This is a genomic window from Pedobacter sp. JCM 36344, assembly GCF_046546555.1.
Classification (GTDB): Bacteria; Bacteroidota; Bacteroidia; order Sphingobacteriales; family Sphingobacteriaceae; genus Pedobacter.
The window spans coordinates 1-17,632 of record NZ_JBKHKK010000010.1; the positions used below are offsets into that span (position 1 = coordinate 1).

Consider the following 17,632-nt stretch of genomic DNA (forward strand, 5'->3'; position numbering starts at 1 on the left):
GCTTGTTCGTGCTTTTTGAGCACATCAACTTTGGTAGCATGTAAAACGCAATCGAGTCGACGTAAGACGGTCAGAGGTAAAATCACTTTCCCATAGTCGCTTTGCTTATAATCGCCACGCAACAAGTCGGCAATTGACCAGATAAAAGTGGCAGTATCCTTAAAGTTTTTCATATCATTTTGAAATATCATGTGCTACTTATCCTTTTTATGAGAATTTTGACTCTCATATTTAAACAAGATAAACGCAAGAATTGCTGTCTATAACTCATAGTTAATAGCAATATTCACGTCTCAAAGATAAAATCTAAATCCATAAAAAAACTAACAATAAACTTTCTTACACCTATTTCGAACGACACATATTGCGTACATAGTAAAGACCTTTAGTTGAGAGTGCTCATTTCGATCAGTTGTTTTAAGTAGTTATACAATTTTTTAAAACTAAATATTAATAAACTAAAGCAAGATTCTAGTAATTGTGATTATCGTATTCGAAGTCAACCAGTATGTCACAAGGTTCGAACGCAGCAAAATTTATGAAAAAAGTTAAGGACAAAATTAAATACTTTAAATACTTGCGTTACCTGGGTCACTCCTTGTATTTCTTGGGGTTTGCAGGCTCAGTGGATTTTAACGTACGGCTACGCTTGAAGAAAGTAATCGAATTCCGTATTAGAAGTTCAAAGTATGACGAGGCCTCTACAAACGCCATCAATCCAGAAAAGATCACCCTGGCCGATGCTTATACGTTAGCGAAACAGAAAACATCAGTCCTGACGGAACAATTGACTGGAACTCATAAGAAACTAAAACATCGAAAAGAAGGAAAAAAAACAATACATGCCACCGATCCTGTAAGCAAAAACCAGACACAATCTCATCCTGACCACCTGACACGCCATATGGAAAAAATCCAGTTAGACGTTAATATTTTAAATGGCCACTTTGACACTACATGATTGGCCAGCATCATTGAAAATTGGCAAGTCAGAATATGTCCGAACTCCTCACTGAATGCCCTGTTTAACGCCGTACGGGAACAGGCATTCTCAAAGAATCTGCCACAGAAAGGCTATCAATGCCAGGTATAGAACCAACAGCAGGAACCAAAACAGGTATCGGAACACCAACCACCACCGCCTTCTTTGCGGCCTCACGCTTCATTAAATCCTTGAATACCCAAGTGTACTTTAAACAAGCCAAAGCAATCCCCAGGTAGCACAATGCCACAATCGGATAAATGATTCTCAGCGAAGTCCTTCTACCCTTTAGTGATTTATCAATATGGTCTTTAAACTCCTTTTCGGGGAGTTGCTCCTTAGTCGCATTCTTCCAATAAAGGATCTCCTTTTTAGATACCGAAATATCCACTATATCAACAATGCTCTGCATAAGAATTGAAAGCAGGTAATATACTGCCAGCCCATAAAACACATACTTCAGCAGGTCCTGGTTCACCAGCTTCTCATTATCAGTAAACTTTGTGAATAGCGTAAAACCCACCAGCACAATCGCAGCCAGTAAATCACGTAAAAAATTAGAAAGCAAAGTCCTGATCTTCACCGAATACAACTCTGATTGCGTGCGGATATCCTTCAACAGTTCCTTCAGCTCCTTAACATACGCATCCTGACGATCAGTAATCACAAAATTATATCGCTCTTTGGCCTGGGCCGAAGCCCCGGTAATGTTCTTGGTCAAGGCCACTAGCAAACAATCCTGCTCATCCCTGTCCAGGCTCAGCCGCTCGTTGAACAACTTGCGCCGCACACTTACCCTGTCCTCATACACCCAACTTACAAGGGAAAGCAACTCAAAATAAAACTGCTCAGTCACCTTCGCCGAACCATCGTCCAGCTTCAGCACCACCCGCTTGATCCCGTCAATCACGACCTTATCATTTTCATAGTACTCATTCAGCAAATACAACGACAAGACTTGACAGGCTTTATACATCAAAATTTCCTTCATCTTTACCGGCCCCGGGCCAAATACCAAAAATACTGCAGGATTCACCTCAATCTCCTCCATCGTAATGAAATGTGTATACTCCCGCAAAGCCTGGCTGCCGGGAAGCTTCAACCCAGAACGGACTGCCTGTTCCCTGACCGTTAAAGCTGGCAGCACCAGTTGTGACGGACTCAGAAACTGCAACATTTCCCCGCCAAAAGCCCCGGTAAGGTCATCGATCAGCACCCTGATAGACTTCAGCACATTAAAGGGGTGTTTTTTGGTCAGCAGGTTACCGCCCGACAACCAATCCTGAAAATGCTGCTTCTTCAAAAACAAATTGTAGTGCCAGCCATCCACATCCTTTTTACTGATCATAGGCAACTTGTTCAGATCAAGCGTCCAGCTGCTCACCACGCTATGCTCATACAGTTCCAGGTCCTCAGCCGCAACTGCAGTTCCGTTTAGCGTCAAACTTAATAGATTGTGAAAACCCAGGGGCACAAACTTACCCTTCAGCTCATTATACCTGACCAGCAGATCCGGAAAAGCACCACCCGAAAGCTTCAGGTGCCCCCAGTTCTCCTCGACAAACGAAGCCTGTCCGGACATCTCCTTCAGAAGCGCAAGTAAGTCAAGGTAGGTAGTCATGGTTTATTTTGAACGGTCTAAGTTCGTGATTCTTGTGGTCCTGATCGTAATGTTATAGTAACCTTCCTCATCAGGCGCGTTTGGAATAAAGATATTGGACTCCTCAGCTTCCCCTTCCCACTCAATCTTCACGTGCTCCGCGGTTTCCCGAACATTCTTGGTCTGCGCTTTTTTAAGCGAACCCGGATTGGGACGAAACTCCTGACCGGTAAGACCGAGCTCATCCATCAGCGCTTTCAGGGAATCCTGCAAAGCTGCTCTTCTCACCGGATCCACATCATAGACAATAGCCTTGATGAATTCCTCAGAATCAAATTTATCCGCCGAATTAAGGTAAGCGATCGCCCTGCTTTTGTACGTAGAAGGCTCCTGACCCGGATCCAAATCCCTCACATTTTCCTTAGCCCATTTGCTGGCCAGCCTCAGCGCCAGCTCGGTCAGCTTTGACGGTGTCGCCAGTTCAGACACATCCAGAAATTTTTTGAAATAATCGGTCACACCGCTTTCGGACCCTGCCGCGGAACGGTCCTTCGCCAAAACGTCCCAAACGTAATGATCAGACACATCAATGATCGCCGCCTTCTGGATGGCCCGCTTATCCTCGGAAAAAGTATCCTTGATCTCCTTAAGCAAAGCCTTGCTTTTACTCACCTTATACTGGTAAACCTTAATGTGATCGAGCTTTAATAAAAAAATCAGGCTGTGCGACCCGTTCACCTTCACCAGCGCGGTAATGAACACCCCGTCTGTAGTTGTGCCGCTATGCAGCTTTAAAAAATCATGGGTGATTCGTTTGGAAGTTTCAATAAAATTGGCATCCGCATCCGCTACAATGTCTGCACATTGCATATACAATGACGCTGTCGCCTTTTCCGGAAAGATGAACTGCGTACCCTCAGAGATCTCTGCAAAACGAGCCTTAAAAAAGTCTTCCTGGGAATCGTTTAAGGTCACCTCATCAAGGTACTCCGGTTTGAAATCATCTCTGAAAATGATGTGAAAAATGAATTTCTCGATCTGAAAAGAGTCCTTTTCTGCCCGGGTAAGAACGCTTTCTTTGGCCATAGATTTTATAGTTTGGTCAGCCAAGGTATCAAATCGCTAGGCAAATCCAAAAAAAATATTTACTCGTAAGTTTTTGCGTCGACAAGCCTAAAGACACTCAGTATAAACCAGTTGAAAGAGAACAGTTAGCACCTGACAGGTACCACATTTAAAATCAACCGGCAAGAAGCCAACAGAAAACAGGCTAGACAAAACAACGAGAAGAAGACAAAAAACGAAGGTTATGGCGATCTTTTCCAAGCCGCCGCCAACACAAACGGCCGGAATAAAACTTATCTTTTAAGAAAGATAACATGTCATCAGATCTGCCCATCGCCAAAATAAGTTTCTACTTCATAAAGATATTAAAAAGCGAAGCGCTGACAAACAGATCATCCTAAACATACGATACCGAGCCCTTACTAACCGGGGTATCCAACATCAGACCAACCTCTCCGGCAGCACTTTCCAAAACCTCCTGATCATCAAACTGAACGGACAGGACTTTAACTTGCTTAACTTCGTCCTCACACGCCACAATTAGCTGATCACCTGCTTTCACCCTAGGCTCATCTTTTAAATCCAGGATGACCACCGTGTTGTTTCTAAAATGCTCTTTAGGCACTCCCAGCAGCTTTTTAGTTTTGGGGATGAAATCAATGTAACCCTTCTGGTAAAAACATTCACGGCCCGCTTCATTAGTGATAATGCCCCTTTCCACCAGCGCAAACAGATTAAACAGTTGCCAGGTCGTCAGCAAACCCCTGTCATCGTTTTCCGCATCACTGATCTGATTGGCATTAAAGGGGGGATTCTTGCGCACGGCAGCCGGTAAATGACGCTGATGGTTCACTATATATAGTGGGAATACGTCAAAGGTGCCGCGTTGTTTCGCCCTGCGAAAACGCACCTTTCCAATCTGGCCGCATTCCGAATCTGTTGAGGTCCCGCCAATACCTTTCACCTCAATGATGATCAAACCTTTTTCGGTCTCGATCTGAATGTCCTCCTCCAGTACACCCGACTCTGATTCGAGCGTATCAGCGTCGATAGCAGAATCAAAGCCCAGCCAGTGAAGAAACTTGATCACAGCCTCCACAAGTACCTTATCCGTCCCGGTTAACAGGTCTTTCAAAAAACTAAAATCCTGGCTGTTCTGCTCAATCTCAGCATCTTTTTCATTAAGTTTCGCCTCAAACCCAGCTACAATTTCCTTTCGCTCCGTTTCCAATCTTTCTTGGTTAGGCATACTGTAACGCTTATCTTCCAGCCATTTTCCTTTTGCTTCATCCGGAAAAAGGGCCGGCAATAGCTCAGGAGCAGCCTGTAAGAAAAATTCTTTCAAAAAAGCCCCTTTGTCCTCAATATCCGGAAAAAAGAAGATTCCTGACTTTCCGTCCAGAATGCAAAAGCTAACCACTTCATCGTCGTGAGAGAACATTAGCGGAAAATAATTTTTTTCGAGCTTTGGTTTACCATCGATATAAGTCTGCGGCAAACTAAACGTCACGTGATATTTCGCGCCCGCCGAATACTTTCTCATCAGATTATAAATCTCGCTCTTCCCTTTCTCGGCCTTCAAAATCTCTCCCTGACGATTGTCGATCCTTGGAAAGTCAGGTAAAAATGAGTACGTGTTGTGCTTGGAATTTGAATCACTCTCACCGCTGAAATGATACTCAATTGTTTCATTTTTGCTGCAAAAAACCACCAGCATTGCCCCCTGGTGCAATGCATTGACTAAATCCCCTTGCAGCAAGCCAAGTATCAAGGCAGTCGGGTCAAACAAACCCTGAGGATTGTGACATTCAATATAATTCCCCCGGTGAGATTTAAGATCCCGTCTGCCGTGATCTTCAGACCTGTAATCCACCACCGAATCAGTTGTCAAATCCAAAATGATCTTACCATACTCGTGAAGATTCCTAGGTACATCGGCCTGCGTGTTAACACGCAAACTTTGTATATACTGCGAATATTTCATGCGCACCTGTTTTCCAAGACTACCTGGATAAACATCAATGCCCTCACGCTTCAGATAACCAACTGTTTCCTCAGACAAATTCAGGCCGCAAATTTTATTCTCTCTCATTTAATGGATGTAAAAGCGTAAACAATAATAAGCTTCTAAGATAAGGCTTTCAAGAAAGAATCGGAATACAAACTGCACCTAACTACCTATTACATACAAGCTTTTACTTCCATTAAGGAGACTCCCGAAAACAATTAATTATTTCGGATCCCTCTCTTAAAACTCATTTCCGGAAATGAGCAGGGACAACACATAGGAACAATAAGTTTGGCGACACTTTTTGATTGCTTGGTTTCAACGTCTGTAACTGGTTGCGTTACTTGCTCCTCCCCTGGCGAAACGGCCGCATATGGTCGATGATCCCATATTCTTTCAGTATGGGAGAACATTTAGTGCAAAATTATGGCACGGTAGATCCATAATTATAGCCGAAATATTAGTCAGTTGGAAAAACAAGTCGCCCCGCTATACATATTCGAACCTTTTTCTTCATGATTTGAGGTTATTGGCCGCTTTAGTGCTGCCTAAACAGATATGACTACATTAAATGTTATCAAAGATTCTAATTTATGATTCCTAACGGGCCGGGTAAAATAAAAAGGATTAAAAATTTTCTTTGAAGCTGATTATAATTAAATTGCTAATTATCAGACTAATATATTGAATATTTAACTTTGAAATGTCCGGTACCGATTTAACGCAGGGATACAGTGTCACTAATGCTGATGAGACCCTTGAAAATAATACACTATCCGCTAGCGCAACTTTGTTGCGTTGGGAACCCAATATTCATGGTCCAGGAGCTTTATTAAATGATCAATTTAAAGGGTCCGATGCATGCTAAACTTCTTTTTCTTTCGCAAGTGGTTTGATTGCCATTAAATACTCCCAGGCATTAAATTTAGCAAATTTTGGCGGGGTAACGGCATGTTATGGGTTGGAAACAGTCAAAGAGAAGTTACACTAATGAAGTTGCTGATCATACTCCCATTAAAATTGTGTTTGATATCCGCTAAGGTAATTTTTTTGAGAGCTTTTCGCTTTTGTACCTCTATCGAATAATTTCATCTTTAACAATTGAAACGCTGCGCGACAAGGAGTATCGCAGTAGATAACCCCTAATCATTGTTGGAATATAGATTATATCTTCTTGAGTGCTGAACAAGTGTGCATACCCCTGATCCCCTTCTCATTTCATCCGGAGTAATTGCAGATTATGGAATTTTGCAAAAGCCATCCGAATGGTGGCTTTTGTCGGTTACTAAACTTCGCAGGCTTTAAATATTGATTCCTTTTTTCTTCCGCAGATCTTTCGGAAAACCATGTTTATCCAAAAATGCTTTAGACTGATTGGCTTTGTTTATGAAAAAAGGCTGATTTCCATAGTCTTTAACATTATTATCAACCTGTAGTTTACTTTTAGATGCTTTATTGATTGTGTTTGCCATGACTACCTCCTTTATAATAATACAAATTTAAATTTTATTTACGAATTACCAAAAACGCTTCGTAGCTGGTGTCTTTCTCAAATAACTCCCACTTTCCCTTGGTAAAACCATAAACATCTAATAATGGATTTATTTCCTCCCAATTGGTCGTAATACCCATTTGATAAAGTCTCGTTCTTGATGGCGTGCTTCCCTGTGCATAAACCATGACATCAGGAAAATGGTCGGTAAAAACAAGGACAGTCGCAGCTACTGTCGCAAGAATTTTGTCCCTGTCATTATTATTTGACTTTGAGAGGTCATCAATCTGGCCTGTCTCAATATTCAGGTCACCAAAACCCAGATTAAAATAGGTGATGCCATTTGAGTTATTAGGACTAAACCTTACCACCTTCTTTATTCTACCGTTGGGCCCATCGCTTTCAAACTCAAAATCTAGAAAGTTATCATTGGTGTAAAATTGGTACTGTTCTATATTCATTTTTAAAATCAGTCGTGTTTGAGCAACAAGTTAGGAAAATTAAATTGTCCCTTTTTATGCATAGATGAATTAGAGTAGTCCAGCTTTAATGGTTGTCTATCCTCACTTACAATAACTCTTTAGTATATATTTTCTCAAAAAAATATTTTGCGAGTTGGCTATTAACTTATCGATTTTAACAATATTCATGGATTTGATATCTCTGAACCCTTAGGATAAAGACGGTGAGTTACGAGGAAATGAAAAAGGACAAAATGAAACTGAATTCACTTTGTCCTCTTAAGTCGGGGTGGCAGGATTCGAACCTACGACCTCCTGCTCCCAAAGCAGGCGCGATACCGGGCTACGCTACACCCCGAACTGGTATCTTCTTTAATTCCATCTTGCGAAGGGATCGCAAAGCTAATTTTTAACTGAATAAAAGCTAACTTTTTAATTAAGGAATATCTTTTGCAATCCTGCTGACATCCTTTAATACTGAGCGCAAAACTAGGAATATTTAACAACTCTGCAAGCACTAATTAAAGAATTTTTGCAGCTAAAAGGCAACAGACTGATCCTCAGACAAACTTTTTCACAAATACCATCCTTCCGTAAAAGACAATGCCCAGCCCAGGAACGAATCCCGAGCTAGACAAGGCAATAAGATTATTTAATACCCTGGGTTCTGCACCAAATATCCCGGTATGTTCGAACCTCCATCTATCGCAGTCTGCGGTATCGGGAAAAGTCTCTTCCTCACATCCGAGTTCTTTTTCTCGGTCCAAACCCCTTCATACTTTCCGAAACGGATCATATCTGAACGTCTTAACATCTCCCAATAAAACTCAAATCCTCTTTCTCTAAATAAAAGATCTAATGTGATAGAAGTTAATGGTGCCGCAGGAGTTGTCACCGTTCTAGCAGCTCTAACGAAGTTAACGTCTGCTAAAGCACTTGCATCGCCTTTCCTTAGCTTCGCTTCTGCACGCATCAAATAAATATCTGCTAAACGCAAGATAATAATATCATGCTCTCCGAAATTCCTTCCACTCACTGAAGTTTTACTAAACTCATATTTTGAAACACGATATCCTGTATTGTAGTTACTTCCAGCAACTGTATAATCTACTGTCTCCGTGAAGTCAACTGGCAATGTAGGCTTGCTACGCGTCACATAGAAAAGCTTGTCTACTTGCATCTTTCCATCCGGACACTTCAAAAAGACTCCGTTCTGTCTGATCAAACCGTATTGTTGTCCACGTAAGATCCCCCGGTTAGTGTTAAATGCAGCAGCATCCACACAGCCAGTTGCCGAAGCCAGGTTTTGCTTAAAGAAACGTGGATCTGCATCAGCAGGATCTACCGCTCCATTCGCAGTTACCCATGTTCTGTAGAAGTCTGAAGTAATAGCCGGACCATCTGTTCCATTTGCACCTGGATAGGCAGGGATCGGAAATTGATCGCCCGATAAAGAGAAGTATCCTAAACGGTTATGCCCGTTCAAATCAGCCCTTTGATCTACCGCGAAAATCAATTCTTTGTTCGTATGGTTGTTATCGTTAAATAACGAGAAGTAATCGTTAGACAAATTGTACTGACCAGAACTAATGATCTTATTACAATATTCTATCGCCTTATCCATATCATCGTTAGTAAACGTTATGGTCGGTGCATAGATATTTCTATATACCGCTGCATTCATATATAGTCTTGCAAGCAATCCCCATACGGCTCCTTTGGTTATTCTACCCGGACCAGTATTCGTCTCCACAATAGGCTCTACCGCTAGTAACTCAGACTTGATATACTCGGTAGCCTCATTACCTCTTAAGATCTTCGACGTTTCACTAGCATCATCCTTCACAAATGCCAACCCATAAAGGTCTAACAATAGCATGTTGTAATAGGCTCTCATACCTCTTGCTTCTGCCGCGAAAAGTTTAGCACTCGCATCTGGATTAGTCGGAAGCGCATTAATAGCCGTCACACTTCTTGATAATCCTATCAGGATATTATTCCAGGTGTTCCTAACGTTAGCATCGGAACTGATATTTTCATGCTGATGCAATTGTAGGTAGATACCGTTATCTCCCCAATCTGTTCCCCCGCGGAAAGGCAGGATCGCCTCATCTGTCGAGATCTCCTGTAACGCGAAGTAATTGGTGTGGGTAAAGACGTCTTCCAATTTAGCATACACCGGCGCAAGTATTCCTTCCGCTTTTTGTTTGTCATTAAGCCCGGCAACTGAAGCTTCGTCCAATACCTTTTCTTCCAGTTTTGAACAACTGTAACTTGCTGTTAAGCATATAAAAGCCAATAGCAGCGTAAATATTTTATTTTTCATACTTATGAATTAATCGTATTACAATGAGAAATTTAAACCGAATATTACTGTCCTTGCTTTCGGATAGCTTAAGAAGTCAATTCCGTAAGAAGACACTCCATTAATCGCTCTATCAGCATTTATCTCTGGATCGTAACCTGTATAATCAGTCACAACAAATAGATTCTGACCAGTCACAGATAAACGGATGTTTGAAAACCATTTGTTGATTCCCAGATCTTTGGTATTGAAAGTATAGCCTAATGAAGCATTGTTCAATCTCAAGAAAGCGCCATTTTTAAGGTATCTTGTCGTCACCGGAGTTGCATTGTTCAGCGACTCATTCGCATCTTTAATAGCTTCAAATGTGGTATTCGTGTTTTTCGCCAATCTCAATTTAGAGAAACTCACATTCTGCGTATAGTCATAGATCTTGTTACCAGCTACTCCATTAAAGTTTACACTCAAATCAAAGCCTTTCAAAGCAACACTTCCATAAAATCCATAGAGGGTATTTGGTATCGCCGTACCTGCCGAGATCCTGTCTTTATCAGTGATCAATCCATCGCCATCTAAATCACGGTATGTGCTCATTCCTGCCGCATCAAAACCAGTGAATTCCTTTAAAAAGAACGTTCCTACCGGTTGATCATTGATGTATCCATTAATTGTAGAGGAAGTAATACCTGCTCCCGAAACCGAGCCCGAAGGGATCACCGAATAGGGTGAATTCTTCACTTTGTTCTTCAGATAGGTTAAATTACCACCAACATTATACGTGATGCCGTTTTCTGCGGTGTGTCTGTAATCCAATTCGAATTCTATCCCCTTATTGGTGATGGTCATGTCTTTTACGTTCGACCATACTTCTTGTGCTGGTTGAACCGGATCTGCCGGAATCACTTGCAGTAGAATATTGTCCGACACCTTATTGAACGCATCTACCGTTCCTGTAAGTGCTCCTTGAAATAATCCGAAGTCTAAACCTATATCTGTTTGTTTCGACGATTCCCATTGGATATCTGGGTTCGGCAAACGGGCATAGGTTGTTCCTGCCGGATATGTTCCGGTTGGGTTAAGCGGATAACTGGCAGAAGCATCCAATCTAAACAAAGCCTGTGTAATTTTTGGTGGGATTTCCTGGTTACCCGTAACTCCATACCCTCCTCTTAGTTTTAACGTGCTGAATATCGAGTTCTTCATGAAATCTTCTTCCGCAATGTTCCATCCCGCAGAGAATGATGGGAAGTAACCATATCTGTTGTTCGCTCCAAACTTCGAAGATCCATCGGCCCTGAAATTAGCAGTAAACAAATATTTGTTATTGTACTGATAGGTTACTCTTCCGAAGAAGGATTGTAACTCATTGATAAACGCAAATCCCCCGGGACGGTTATTACCTAAGGTCAGATCCTGACCAACGCCTGGGTTATAGATCGGATCGCTACCGCCGACTACAAATCTGTTGATGCTATTACTTCTTTGTTGTACAAAGATCTTCTGATAAGAGTGACCAGCCAATGCAGTTAAACTATGCACCGTGCTGCTCCAGTTATAGGTCAGATAGTTTTCAATCAGCGTATTTCTGTTGATGTTATAGAAAGTTTCTAACCTTCCATCGCGGAAAGGAACTGCATTAGGCAAGTTTTCTACATCTCTTGTAGCCGTAGAATTATCAACTCCTACATTCATCTTGAACACCAATCCTTCAATGATCTTAAAGGAAGGTGAAATGCTACCTAACACGCGGTTTGTAGTCGTGATTTCTTTATCCAGATCAAAGGATAATAATGGGTTTCCAATGTTTTGATAAGCTGCCGGATTGCCCTTTTCATCCCTCGCAGGATAAGTCGGGTTATTCACAAGCGCATCGCCTATGATACTCGTAATTGGCGGGCGCTGCTGTTTTGTATTGGCAGCAGTTAGATTAAGGTCGATCACCAATCTATCTTCTAAGTATTTCTGGGTAGCATTGAATCTTCCTGAATACCGGTCGAGGTCATTTCTCTTGATGATACCTTGTTGCTTTTGAATGCCTAGCGAAGAGAAATAAGTCAGTTTATCTGATCCGCCGCTCATGTTTAGATTGTAATTCTGAGTTTTGGCAATTCGGGTGATCTCTTTTTGCCAATCGGTAGAACCGCCTTTATCGTCAAGAGTACCTCCTGCTTTCGGTACTTCCGTACGGAACTCATCTGCCGTTAAAACCGGTAAAGCTCTGGCCAGTTCAGAAACTCCATAGCTGACAACAGCACCAAGTGTTGAAACACCTGCCTTACCTTTTTTCGTAGTAACAATGATTACTCCATTTGCTCCTCTGGAACCATAAATGGCGGTTGCAGATGCGTCTTTTAGCACGTCGATTGATTCGATGTCTTGTGGATTGAGAAAGTTCAATGGGTCACCGCCGCCAGTACCTGAATTGTCCAACGGCAATCCGTCTACCACAAATAGTGGTGAACTGCCAGATCTTACTCCACCAGGCCCCCTAACGTTTATCCCGGTAATGCCTCCAGGCTCGCCGCTAGCAGAGGTTACGTTTACACCTGACACTTTTCCTTGCAACAATTGCTGTGGGGTGTTAATGATCCCTTGGTTGAAGTCGTCACTTTTTAACGATTTTACAGATCCGGTTACATCTCTTTTGTTCTGAGAACCGTAGCCAACTACCACTACCTGAGATAAGCTGGAAGCGCTGGGCTCGAGACTTACTTCTATCCGGGTCCTGCTGCCAACCAAGATTTCTTGATTTACATAGCCGATATACTTAAACACAAGGACTGCGTTATCATCAGGAACAGTAATGGTAAAAGCGCCATTTTGATCAGAGACTACCGCCTGTGAACCACCTTTAACCGATATACCTGCTCCAGGCAAGGGCTTTTTATCTTCGGCATCTAAGACAATGCCGGTAATTGTTTTTTGCTTAACAATTTTCGACGGAATGTTTGTTGCAAATGTATATTGCGGACTTAAAACACAACAGCTAACTATTAACGCCAGGGAAAATAATTTCAGACAATGCTTGAAATAATAAATGTAGATTTTACTCATAGTTCGTGATTTGTTTGGTAATAATATTCGTCGCAAAAAAAGCAAACGAATATTAACACCATGTTACACGAAGGACACCGATGTGTTAACTATGAAAGAAAGTTTTGTTAAATCACGCTTCCCACTACTGCCATCACAACCGCAATAATTACAGCGGGCAAAAAGCCTTTAATCTCGAAATCAGCGAACAGAATATCCGCAAGTTTAATCATCAGCGCAGTTACCACCAACCTGATCACAAATGAAAGCAGTCCAAGCGTAACAATATTCAATGGAAATCTCAATAGAAAGCCTACAGTCACATTTAGGATTCCAATTACCAGGGCCACAAGGATCGCGGTAGTAAAGTTTTTGATCTTCACCGTTGGTAGAATGTAGGTCATCCCCAAGATGATCCCGGCATTAAGTAACAGTTGTAGAATAAAATTCATAATTAAGTTCTTTTAAAGCGTTTCTCGTAAAATATTGTAGTTGATAAGGGGTTTACTCAAGTGGTTTTCACATTGCTCTAAACTAGGTGTTAGCTATGTGTTTCCTTCGGGTGTACCCGAAGCAGACACATAGCTAACACGAAGCAGACACGAACAAAAGACCTAGCTGGGTAAACCAGTAATAAACCAGCTATGCCGTTCACAGTTGTCTAAAGCACATATTTGAAAGCGCGCAATGCTAACACAAATGGGATCGGTACCGCCTTGTTTCCGATACGCAATGTACATAAGGAATTATCAACATTCAAAATGCTCCACTTAATTTATTTTGCAGATGCGAAAGCAAAATCAATGACTTTTACACAAAACGTAAGAATTCCTTGCTGTCGCTTCGTGTATTTCTGAATTAAAAATAGTTTTTATTCGTTGCTAATTGCATGGATCGCATTGACCAATGAAACGCGACTAATAGATGGGATAGCGATGCGCCTTTTTGAGAGGGCCGGCATTGTTGACCCGTTGCTTAAGAAGATTCTGTCTTTTAACCAGTGCAAAGAGTGCGTCTTTAAGCACTTTTTCAGCAAGCAATAATGACTTGATCACCCTTAAAATTGCAGCATCTTCTTCAATCAATTCTAGTCCGATAGTTACCGCACTACCTGCTAACAATTGTTCAATTTGACGTTTACGGGATAATAATACAGTCTTAAGTAGTTTACGTCTTTCCAGAATAAGATTTAAGGCCGCACTGTTCTTCGCTATTTGCGGTAGACTTTCTCTTTGGACCTCTCCCGCTAATATCCGCTTAAAAAGTCTGTTTAGAAAGAACATTTCATCTTCCAGAAATAAGATGTCTGATAACCATTCTTTGTTTTCAAGATATAATTCCTGAAGTTCCGAGGACAATGTTGAATCAATTAGCGTTTTCATAATACATGTTCTTTATACATCAAATATGATCAAAGACGAATAACGGACATGTGATTGTTGTCACTTCTTGTATTGATTCTGGTCACCCTTTACTTGTTATCAACAAACACTTTTTTTATCGCGTTTAAATAGCCATAACCATAAACGTTATCCGGCTGAAGGTAACTCGTTTCCGTCCACTCGTTCCAGCTGTTGATGGTGATCAAAGGCACTTGCTTTGGATGGGCATCAGCAAATTCTTTCGCCATTCTTAAGCCTTTCTCAAAATTCTCTGGGGTGTTGTTGCGTACGACCGCACTGGTACCGGTCCGCGGACTATTGTCCCAGCCTACACTAATGTGCGGATAGTATTTGAAGTCGAAAGCGGTATCTATTCTTGCCCACTCCTTCTTCACGTTCTCCAAGATTTTAAGGTAATCCTCGTTTACGTTGGTGAAATGCGCGAACTGGTAGTGTGTTGCGCTATTGAATCCTAGTTTTTTTACGAAAGCATTCTCGGGATTTTGCGCCTTACCGCCATCAAAGCCACTGTAGTTTAGATTGATACTCCACATGGTGAGTTGCAATTCTAATCCGGGAAAGCCTGCTTTCTTTGTTTCAGCACTGAACCATTTTAGTGCATCCGCCGCCTCCTCTACTCCCCCTAATCCTGAAATCAGTTGCGGCATATCATAGATCATGAATACTGGTTTACCATCTATTTTATAATACTGAGGCAGTTTAAAGTACTTCTCAATATTTCGCTTGCAAATTTTCTCAAACTCTGCTCTGCTTACTTTACCGGTCCAGATGACATTGTTCTCATTGTATTTATTGAGGCGGGTATCCCAGGTATTCACCACATCATGATTCGCCCACATGAGATAAAATTTCATTTTATTTGAATTGTCGGCCTTTAAGAAACCGTTGTCCAGCGTGGTTTCCATGAACGGCCGACCGTCATACCAGTACCAGTCGAAAATGAACACGTTTACCCCATGTTTCGTCGCCTGATCAATCTGCATTCCCATTACCGCTGGATCTGCCTCGTTTAGCGGTCCCCATAGTGGCTTTCTGTTCCAATAATGCCCTGGGAAACGATCCTGCATGTTGAGCACTGTTTCCCACTCTCCATTTCCTTTTGGCCAGAAAGGTCTTAGTCTTGGATCATCACTAGCATAGGCGGGATATAAAAAAGCAGCAATATCGTATGGCTTTTTAGTCGATTTAGTCTGCGCGAAAGTATTCTGGGTTGCGATTACCGTAATTGCAATTAAAAGAAATTGAAAGTATTTGGTTCCGGTCATAGTAATTTGGTCAGCTAGTTTCTTGGTAGCTTACCAAATATAAGTTTTCTTAGTAAAAATAGTATTTTGTAGTGAGCGTTACTGGTCTTAATATTAACGCAAAACAAAAAAACCTTGGTAGTATATCGAACCGTATATCTAATGTAACCATCAATGCTTTCGTATCAGGTAGAGATACGGAAACTATTAAGGGCAAGATAAACGGTGGAGGTATAGATCTGGTCTTTAAATCAAACTTCCAGAATGTTTATCTGAGAACAAAATAAAAAAGGGGAGAAAATGAAAAGGGATGTCGCATCCACGAAACATCCCCTTTTCTAACCAAATATAAACCAGCATGAACTGGATTTCAAAATTTTATGATCCTAGACACCAACTGTCATTTTGTAGATCATTGAAACACACAATTAATTGTAAACCTTTTGTTAAGATTACTAGGTAATCTTAACGATACAAATATACGTTACTTTACTTAGTGTTTTTTGTACACTAAGTAAAGTAACTAAAATATTACCATAAGCCGTAAAAACACTATGTTAAAGCTATCCTTAATTACCTTTTTTTGGCTTAAACGTTGTCTGCTACTTTTGAATTACCGACCTGGTGCTCTGTATTTAATGCAGAAAAATGAATATTCAGATCATCTTCATAAAGTCTTAATCTTCTCTCTAACGCTTTTTTACATCCCTGAACGACATCTGTATTCGCCAGGTTGCTATCATCAAAGTAATTGTGCAGAACTTTAATATGAACCCGATCTTTATCCTCAGCGATCTTGTTCATCATTCCGGATAACCATTGTTTTAAGCTCTGTGATCCTTCTGGAAACTCTACCGCCTTATACAAAGCAGCAATCAATGTTTGCTGAACCAGTTCATCACCCTCTTCCAGATCAGCGGTATATCTCAAAGCAAGTATTTCAAGCTCAGGTTTTAAATGACAAATTTGAACCATTAATGTAGAGATTTCCATAGAAGTAGAGTTAGGTGGATATGTCTCAGCCTGCAAAACGCATACCATTAGCTAGTTGCGATCACCATCCAATCTTTATTTCCATTGCCTTTTTCGATCTGGGCATCCATCACCTTGGCAATCTCTGGAATTGTTATTAATTGCTGCTCCGAATTGCTCGCGGCATCCATCATTAGTCCGGCATCTTTTCTAGCCATCGATAACTCCCAGGAAGGAGAATCAAAGTTTCCCGCAACCATTTTCTCTAGTCTGCCTGTAAGGTTCGTGGCTGGATTCCAATCCTTAAATAAATCAGTGACATCAGTCAATGGAATGTCCAATCCCTTTGCGAGCGACAATGCGTCTACCAATCCCGCGGTTAGAGAAATTAAGAAAAGATTTCCTATGAGCTTTATTCCGGCAGCTTTACCTATTACCTCTCCCAGATTAACCAGTTTACCTGTAATCTTAAAAAGTTCGGGAGTTAACTTAGCAATGAGTTCCTGATCGCCAGAAATGAGCATATTGCCGGTACTTTCCAGCGCATTTATTGGCCCCATGAACACTGGCGCATGAACGTATTGAAAGCCCGCTTCCTCCCAGGATTTAGTACGTGCAATGGCTCCTTCTGCTGAGGTGGTACTGTGGTCGATGATAATTGCACCTGCTTGCAATCCTGGTTTGGCATTAGCGAGCACCTCGTTTACTGCGGCATCATCCTTAAGTGTAAGGTGTATCACCCCCGCTCCCTTTACAGCGTCCTCTACGTTTTCAAATGCTTTAGCACCATCTGCTTCGAGTGCCATAGCTTTCGAATGTGTCCTGTTCCAAACTTGAACCTGTTCGCCTTGTTTCAACATGGCTTTTACAAAATTTGAGCCCAACAGCCCCATCCCTAGAAATGCTTTCATTATGTTTTTTATTTATAAGGTCGCAAAAAAGGTGCCGATCAAGATTGGCCGTTGTTCCGGGAAACTTAGGAAGAAACACAGTTCCCCCAGCTTTTAGAACTACCGCAGTCACCGCTGAAAAGATCAGAATCTTGTCTGGCACCACCACAACTCATT

General features: G+C 41.5%; 14 protein-coding genes and 1 tRNA gene. 1 reads left to right on the forward strand and 14 read right to left on the reverse strand.

Translation table 11 applies throughout. The features are described 5' to 3' along the window. Positions 1-191: type I restriction-modification system subunit M N-terminal domain-containing protein (locus ACHFIZ_RS10970; protein ID WP_410885744.1), on the reverse strand; the 191-nt coding region annotated here is incomplete at its 3' end. A gap of 317 nt (positions 192-508) precedes the next feature. On the opposite strand from ACHFIZ_RS10970, the gene ACHFIZ_RS10975 reads away from it, so the two are divergent. Further along, positions 509-961 carry a hypothetical protein gene (locus ACHFIZ_RS10975; RefSeq protein ID WP_410885745.1) on the forward strand — a complete coding sequence of 151 codons (453 nt, stop codon included), beginning with the start codon at positions 509-511 and terminating at the stop codon, positions 959-961. Positions 962-1,025: 64 nt separating this feature from the next. Here ACHFIZ_RS10975 and ACHFIZ_RS10980 read toward each other — a convergent pair whose 3' ends face one another. From ACHFIZ_RS10980 to ACHFIZ_RS11040, 13 genes are all read right to left on the reverse strand, one after another. Continuing rightward, entirely contained in the window at positions 1,026-2,603 is a 1,578-nt protein-coding gene (locus ACHFIZ_RS10980) for a hypothetical protein (protein ID WP_410885746.1), read from the reverse strand. 3 nt (positions 2,604-2,606) lie between these two features. Further along, positions 2,607-3,668, reverse strand: coding sequence for a nucleoid-associated protein (locus ACHFIZ_RS10985; RefSeq protein ID WP_410885748.1), 1,062 nt, complete (start codon positions 3,666-3,668; stop codon positions 2,607-2,609). Positions 3,669-4,044: 376 nt separating this feature from the next. Next, positions 4,045-5,604, reverse strand: a complete 1,560-nt coding sequence (locus tag ACHFIZ_RS10990) for a hypothetical protein (RefSeq protein ID WP_410885749.1) — start codon at positions 5,602-5,604, stop codon at positions 4,045-4,047. Positions 5,605-6,956: 1,352 nt separating this feature from the next. Continuing rightward, entirely contained in the window at positions 6,957-7,127 is a 171-nt protein-coding gene (locus tag ACHFIZ_RS10995; RefSeq protein ID WP_410885751.1) for a hypothetical protein, read from the reverse strand. A 34-nt stretch (positions 7,128-7,161) separates the two neighbouring features. Further along, positions 7,162-7,608, reverse strand: a complete 447-nt coding sequence (locus ACHFIZ_RS11000) for a DUF6934 family protein (RefSeq protein ID WP_410885753.1) — start codon at positions 7,606-7,608, stop codon at positions 7,162-7,164. A 284-nt stretch (positions 7,609-7,892) separates the two neighbouring features. Beyond that, a tRNA-Pro gene (locus ACHFIZ_RS11005) sits at positions 7,893-7,966 on the reverse strand. Positions 7,967-8,260: 294 nt separating this feature from the next. Then, complete coding sequence (locus tag ACHFIZ_RS11010; protein WP_410885755.1) at positions 8,261-9,934, reverse strand: RagB/SusD family nutrient uptake outer membrane protein; 1,674 nt, start codon at positions 9,932-9,934, stop codon at positions 8,261-8,263. A gap of 18 nt (positions 9,935-9,952) precedes the next feature. Then, positions 9,953-12,967 (reverse strand): SusC/RagA family TonB-linked outer membrane protein, encoded by a 3,015-nt coding sequence (locus ACHFIZ_RS11015; protein WP_410885757.1) that lies wholly within the window; start codon positions 12,965-12,967, stop codon positions 9,953-9,955. Between the two features lie 107 nt (positions 12,968-13,074). Next, the gene (locus ACHFIZ_RS11020) at positions 13,075-13,398 is read right to left on the reverse strand and encodes a phage holin family protein (RefSeq protein ID WP_410885759.1); all 324 of its coding nucleotides are present in this window, start codon (positions 13,396-13,398) and stop codon (positions 13,075-13,077) included. 465 nt (positions 13,399-13,863) lie between these two features. Continuing rightward, complete coding sequence (locus tag ACHFIZ_RS11025) at positions 13,864-14,328, reverse strand: hypothetical protein (protein WP_410885761.1); 465 nt, start codon at positions 14,326-14,328, stop codon at positions 13,864-13,866. 89 nt (positions 14,329-14,417) lie between these two features. Then, the gene (locus ACHFIZ_RS11030; RefSeq protein WP_410885763.1) at positions 14,418-15,614 is read right to left on the reverse strand and encodes a glycoside hydrolase family 99-like domain-containing protein; all 1,197 of its coding nucleotides are present in this window, start codon (positions 15,612-15,614) and stop codon (positions 14,418-14,420) included. A 567-nt stretch (positions 15,615-16,181) separates the two neighbouring features. Next, complete coding sequence (locus ACHFIZ_RS11035; protein ID WP_410885764.1) at positions 16,182-16,586, reverse strand: hypothetical protein; 405 nt, start codon at positions 16,584-16,586, stop codon at positions 16,182-16,184. Positions 16,587-16,633: 47 nt separating this feature from the next. Continuing rightward, the gene (locus ACHFIZ_RS11040; protein ID WP_410885766.1) at positions 16,634-17,476 is read right to left on the reverse strand and encodes an NAD(P)-dependent oxidoreductase; all 843 of its coding nucleotides are present in this window, start codon (positions 17,474-17,476) and stop codon (positions 16,634-16,636) included. Positions 17,477-17,632 lie beyond the last annotated feature (156 nt).

Excerpts from the sequence above, each read along its gene's own strand:
- ACHFIZ_RS10975 (WP_410885745.1), top strand. The coding sequence starts at position 509 with ATGTCACAAGGTTCGAACGCAGCAAAATTTATGAAAAAAGTTAAGGAC.
- ACHFIZ_RS10980 (WP_410885746.1), bottom strand. The coding sequence starts at position 2,603 with ATGACTACCTACCTTGACTTACTTGCGCTTCTGAAGGAGATGTCCGGA.
- ACHFIZ_RS10985 (WP_410885748.1), bottom strand. The coding sequence starts at position 3,668 with ATGGCCAAAGAAAGCGTTCTTACCCGGGCAGAAAAGGACTCTTTTCAG.
- ACHFIZ_RS10995 (WP_410885751.1), bottom strand. The coding sequence starts at position 7,127 with ATGGCAAACACAATCAATAAAGCATCTAAAAGTAAACTACAGGTTGAT.
- ACHFIZ_RS11000 (WP_410885753.1), bottom strand. The coding sequence starts at position 7,608 with ATGAATATAGAACAGTACCAATTTTACACCAATGATAACTTTCTAGAT.
- ACHFIZ_RS11010 (WP_410885755.1), bottom strand. The coding sequence starts at position 9,934 with ATGAAAAATAAAATATTTACGCTGCTATTGGCTTTTATATGCTTAACA.
- ACHFIZ_RS11015 (WP_410885757.1), bottom strand. The coding sequence starts at position 12,967 with ATGAGTAAAATCTACATTTATTATTTCAAGCATTGTCTGAAATTATTT.
- ACHFIZ_RS11020 (WP_410885759.1), bottom strand. The coding sequence starts at position 13,398 with ATGAATTTTATTCTACAACTGTTACTTAATGCCGGGATCATCTTGGGG.
- ACHFIZ_RS11025 (WP_410885761.1), bottom strand. The coding sequence starts at position 14,328 with ATGAAAACGCTAATTGATTCAACATTGTCCTCGGAACTTCAGGAATTA.
- ACHFIZ_RS11030 (WP_410885763.1), bottom strand. The coding sequence starts at position 15,614 with ATGACCGGAACCAAATACTTTCAATTTCTTTTAATTGCAATTACGGTA.
- ACHFIZ_RS11035 (WP_410885764.1), bottom strand. The coding sequence starts at position 16,586 with ATGGAAATCTCTACATTAATGGTTCAAATTTGTCATTTAAAACCTGAG.
- ACHFIZ_RS11040 (WP_410885766.1), bottom strand. The coding sequence starts at position 17,476 with ATGAAAGCATTTCTAGGGATGGGGCTGTTGGGCTCAAATTTTGTAAAA.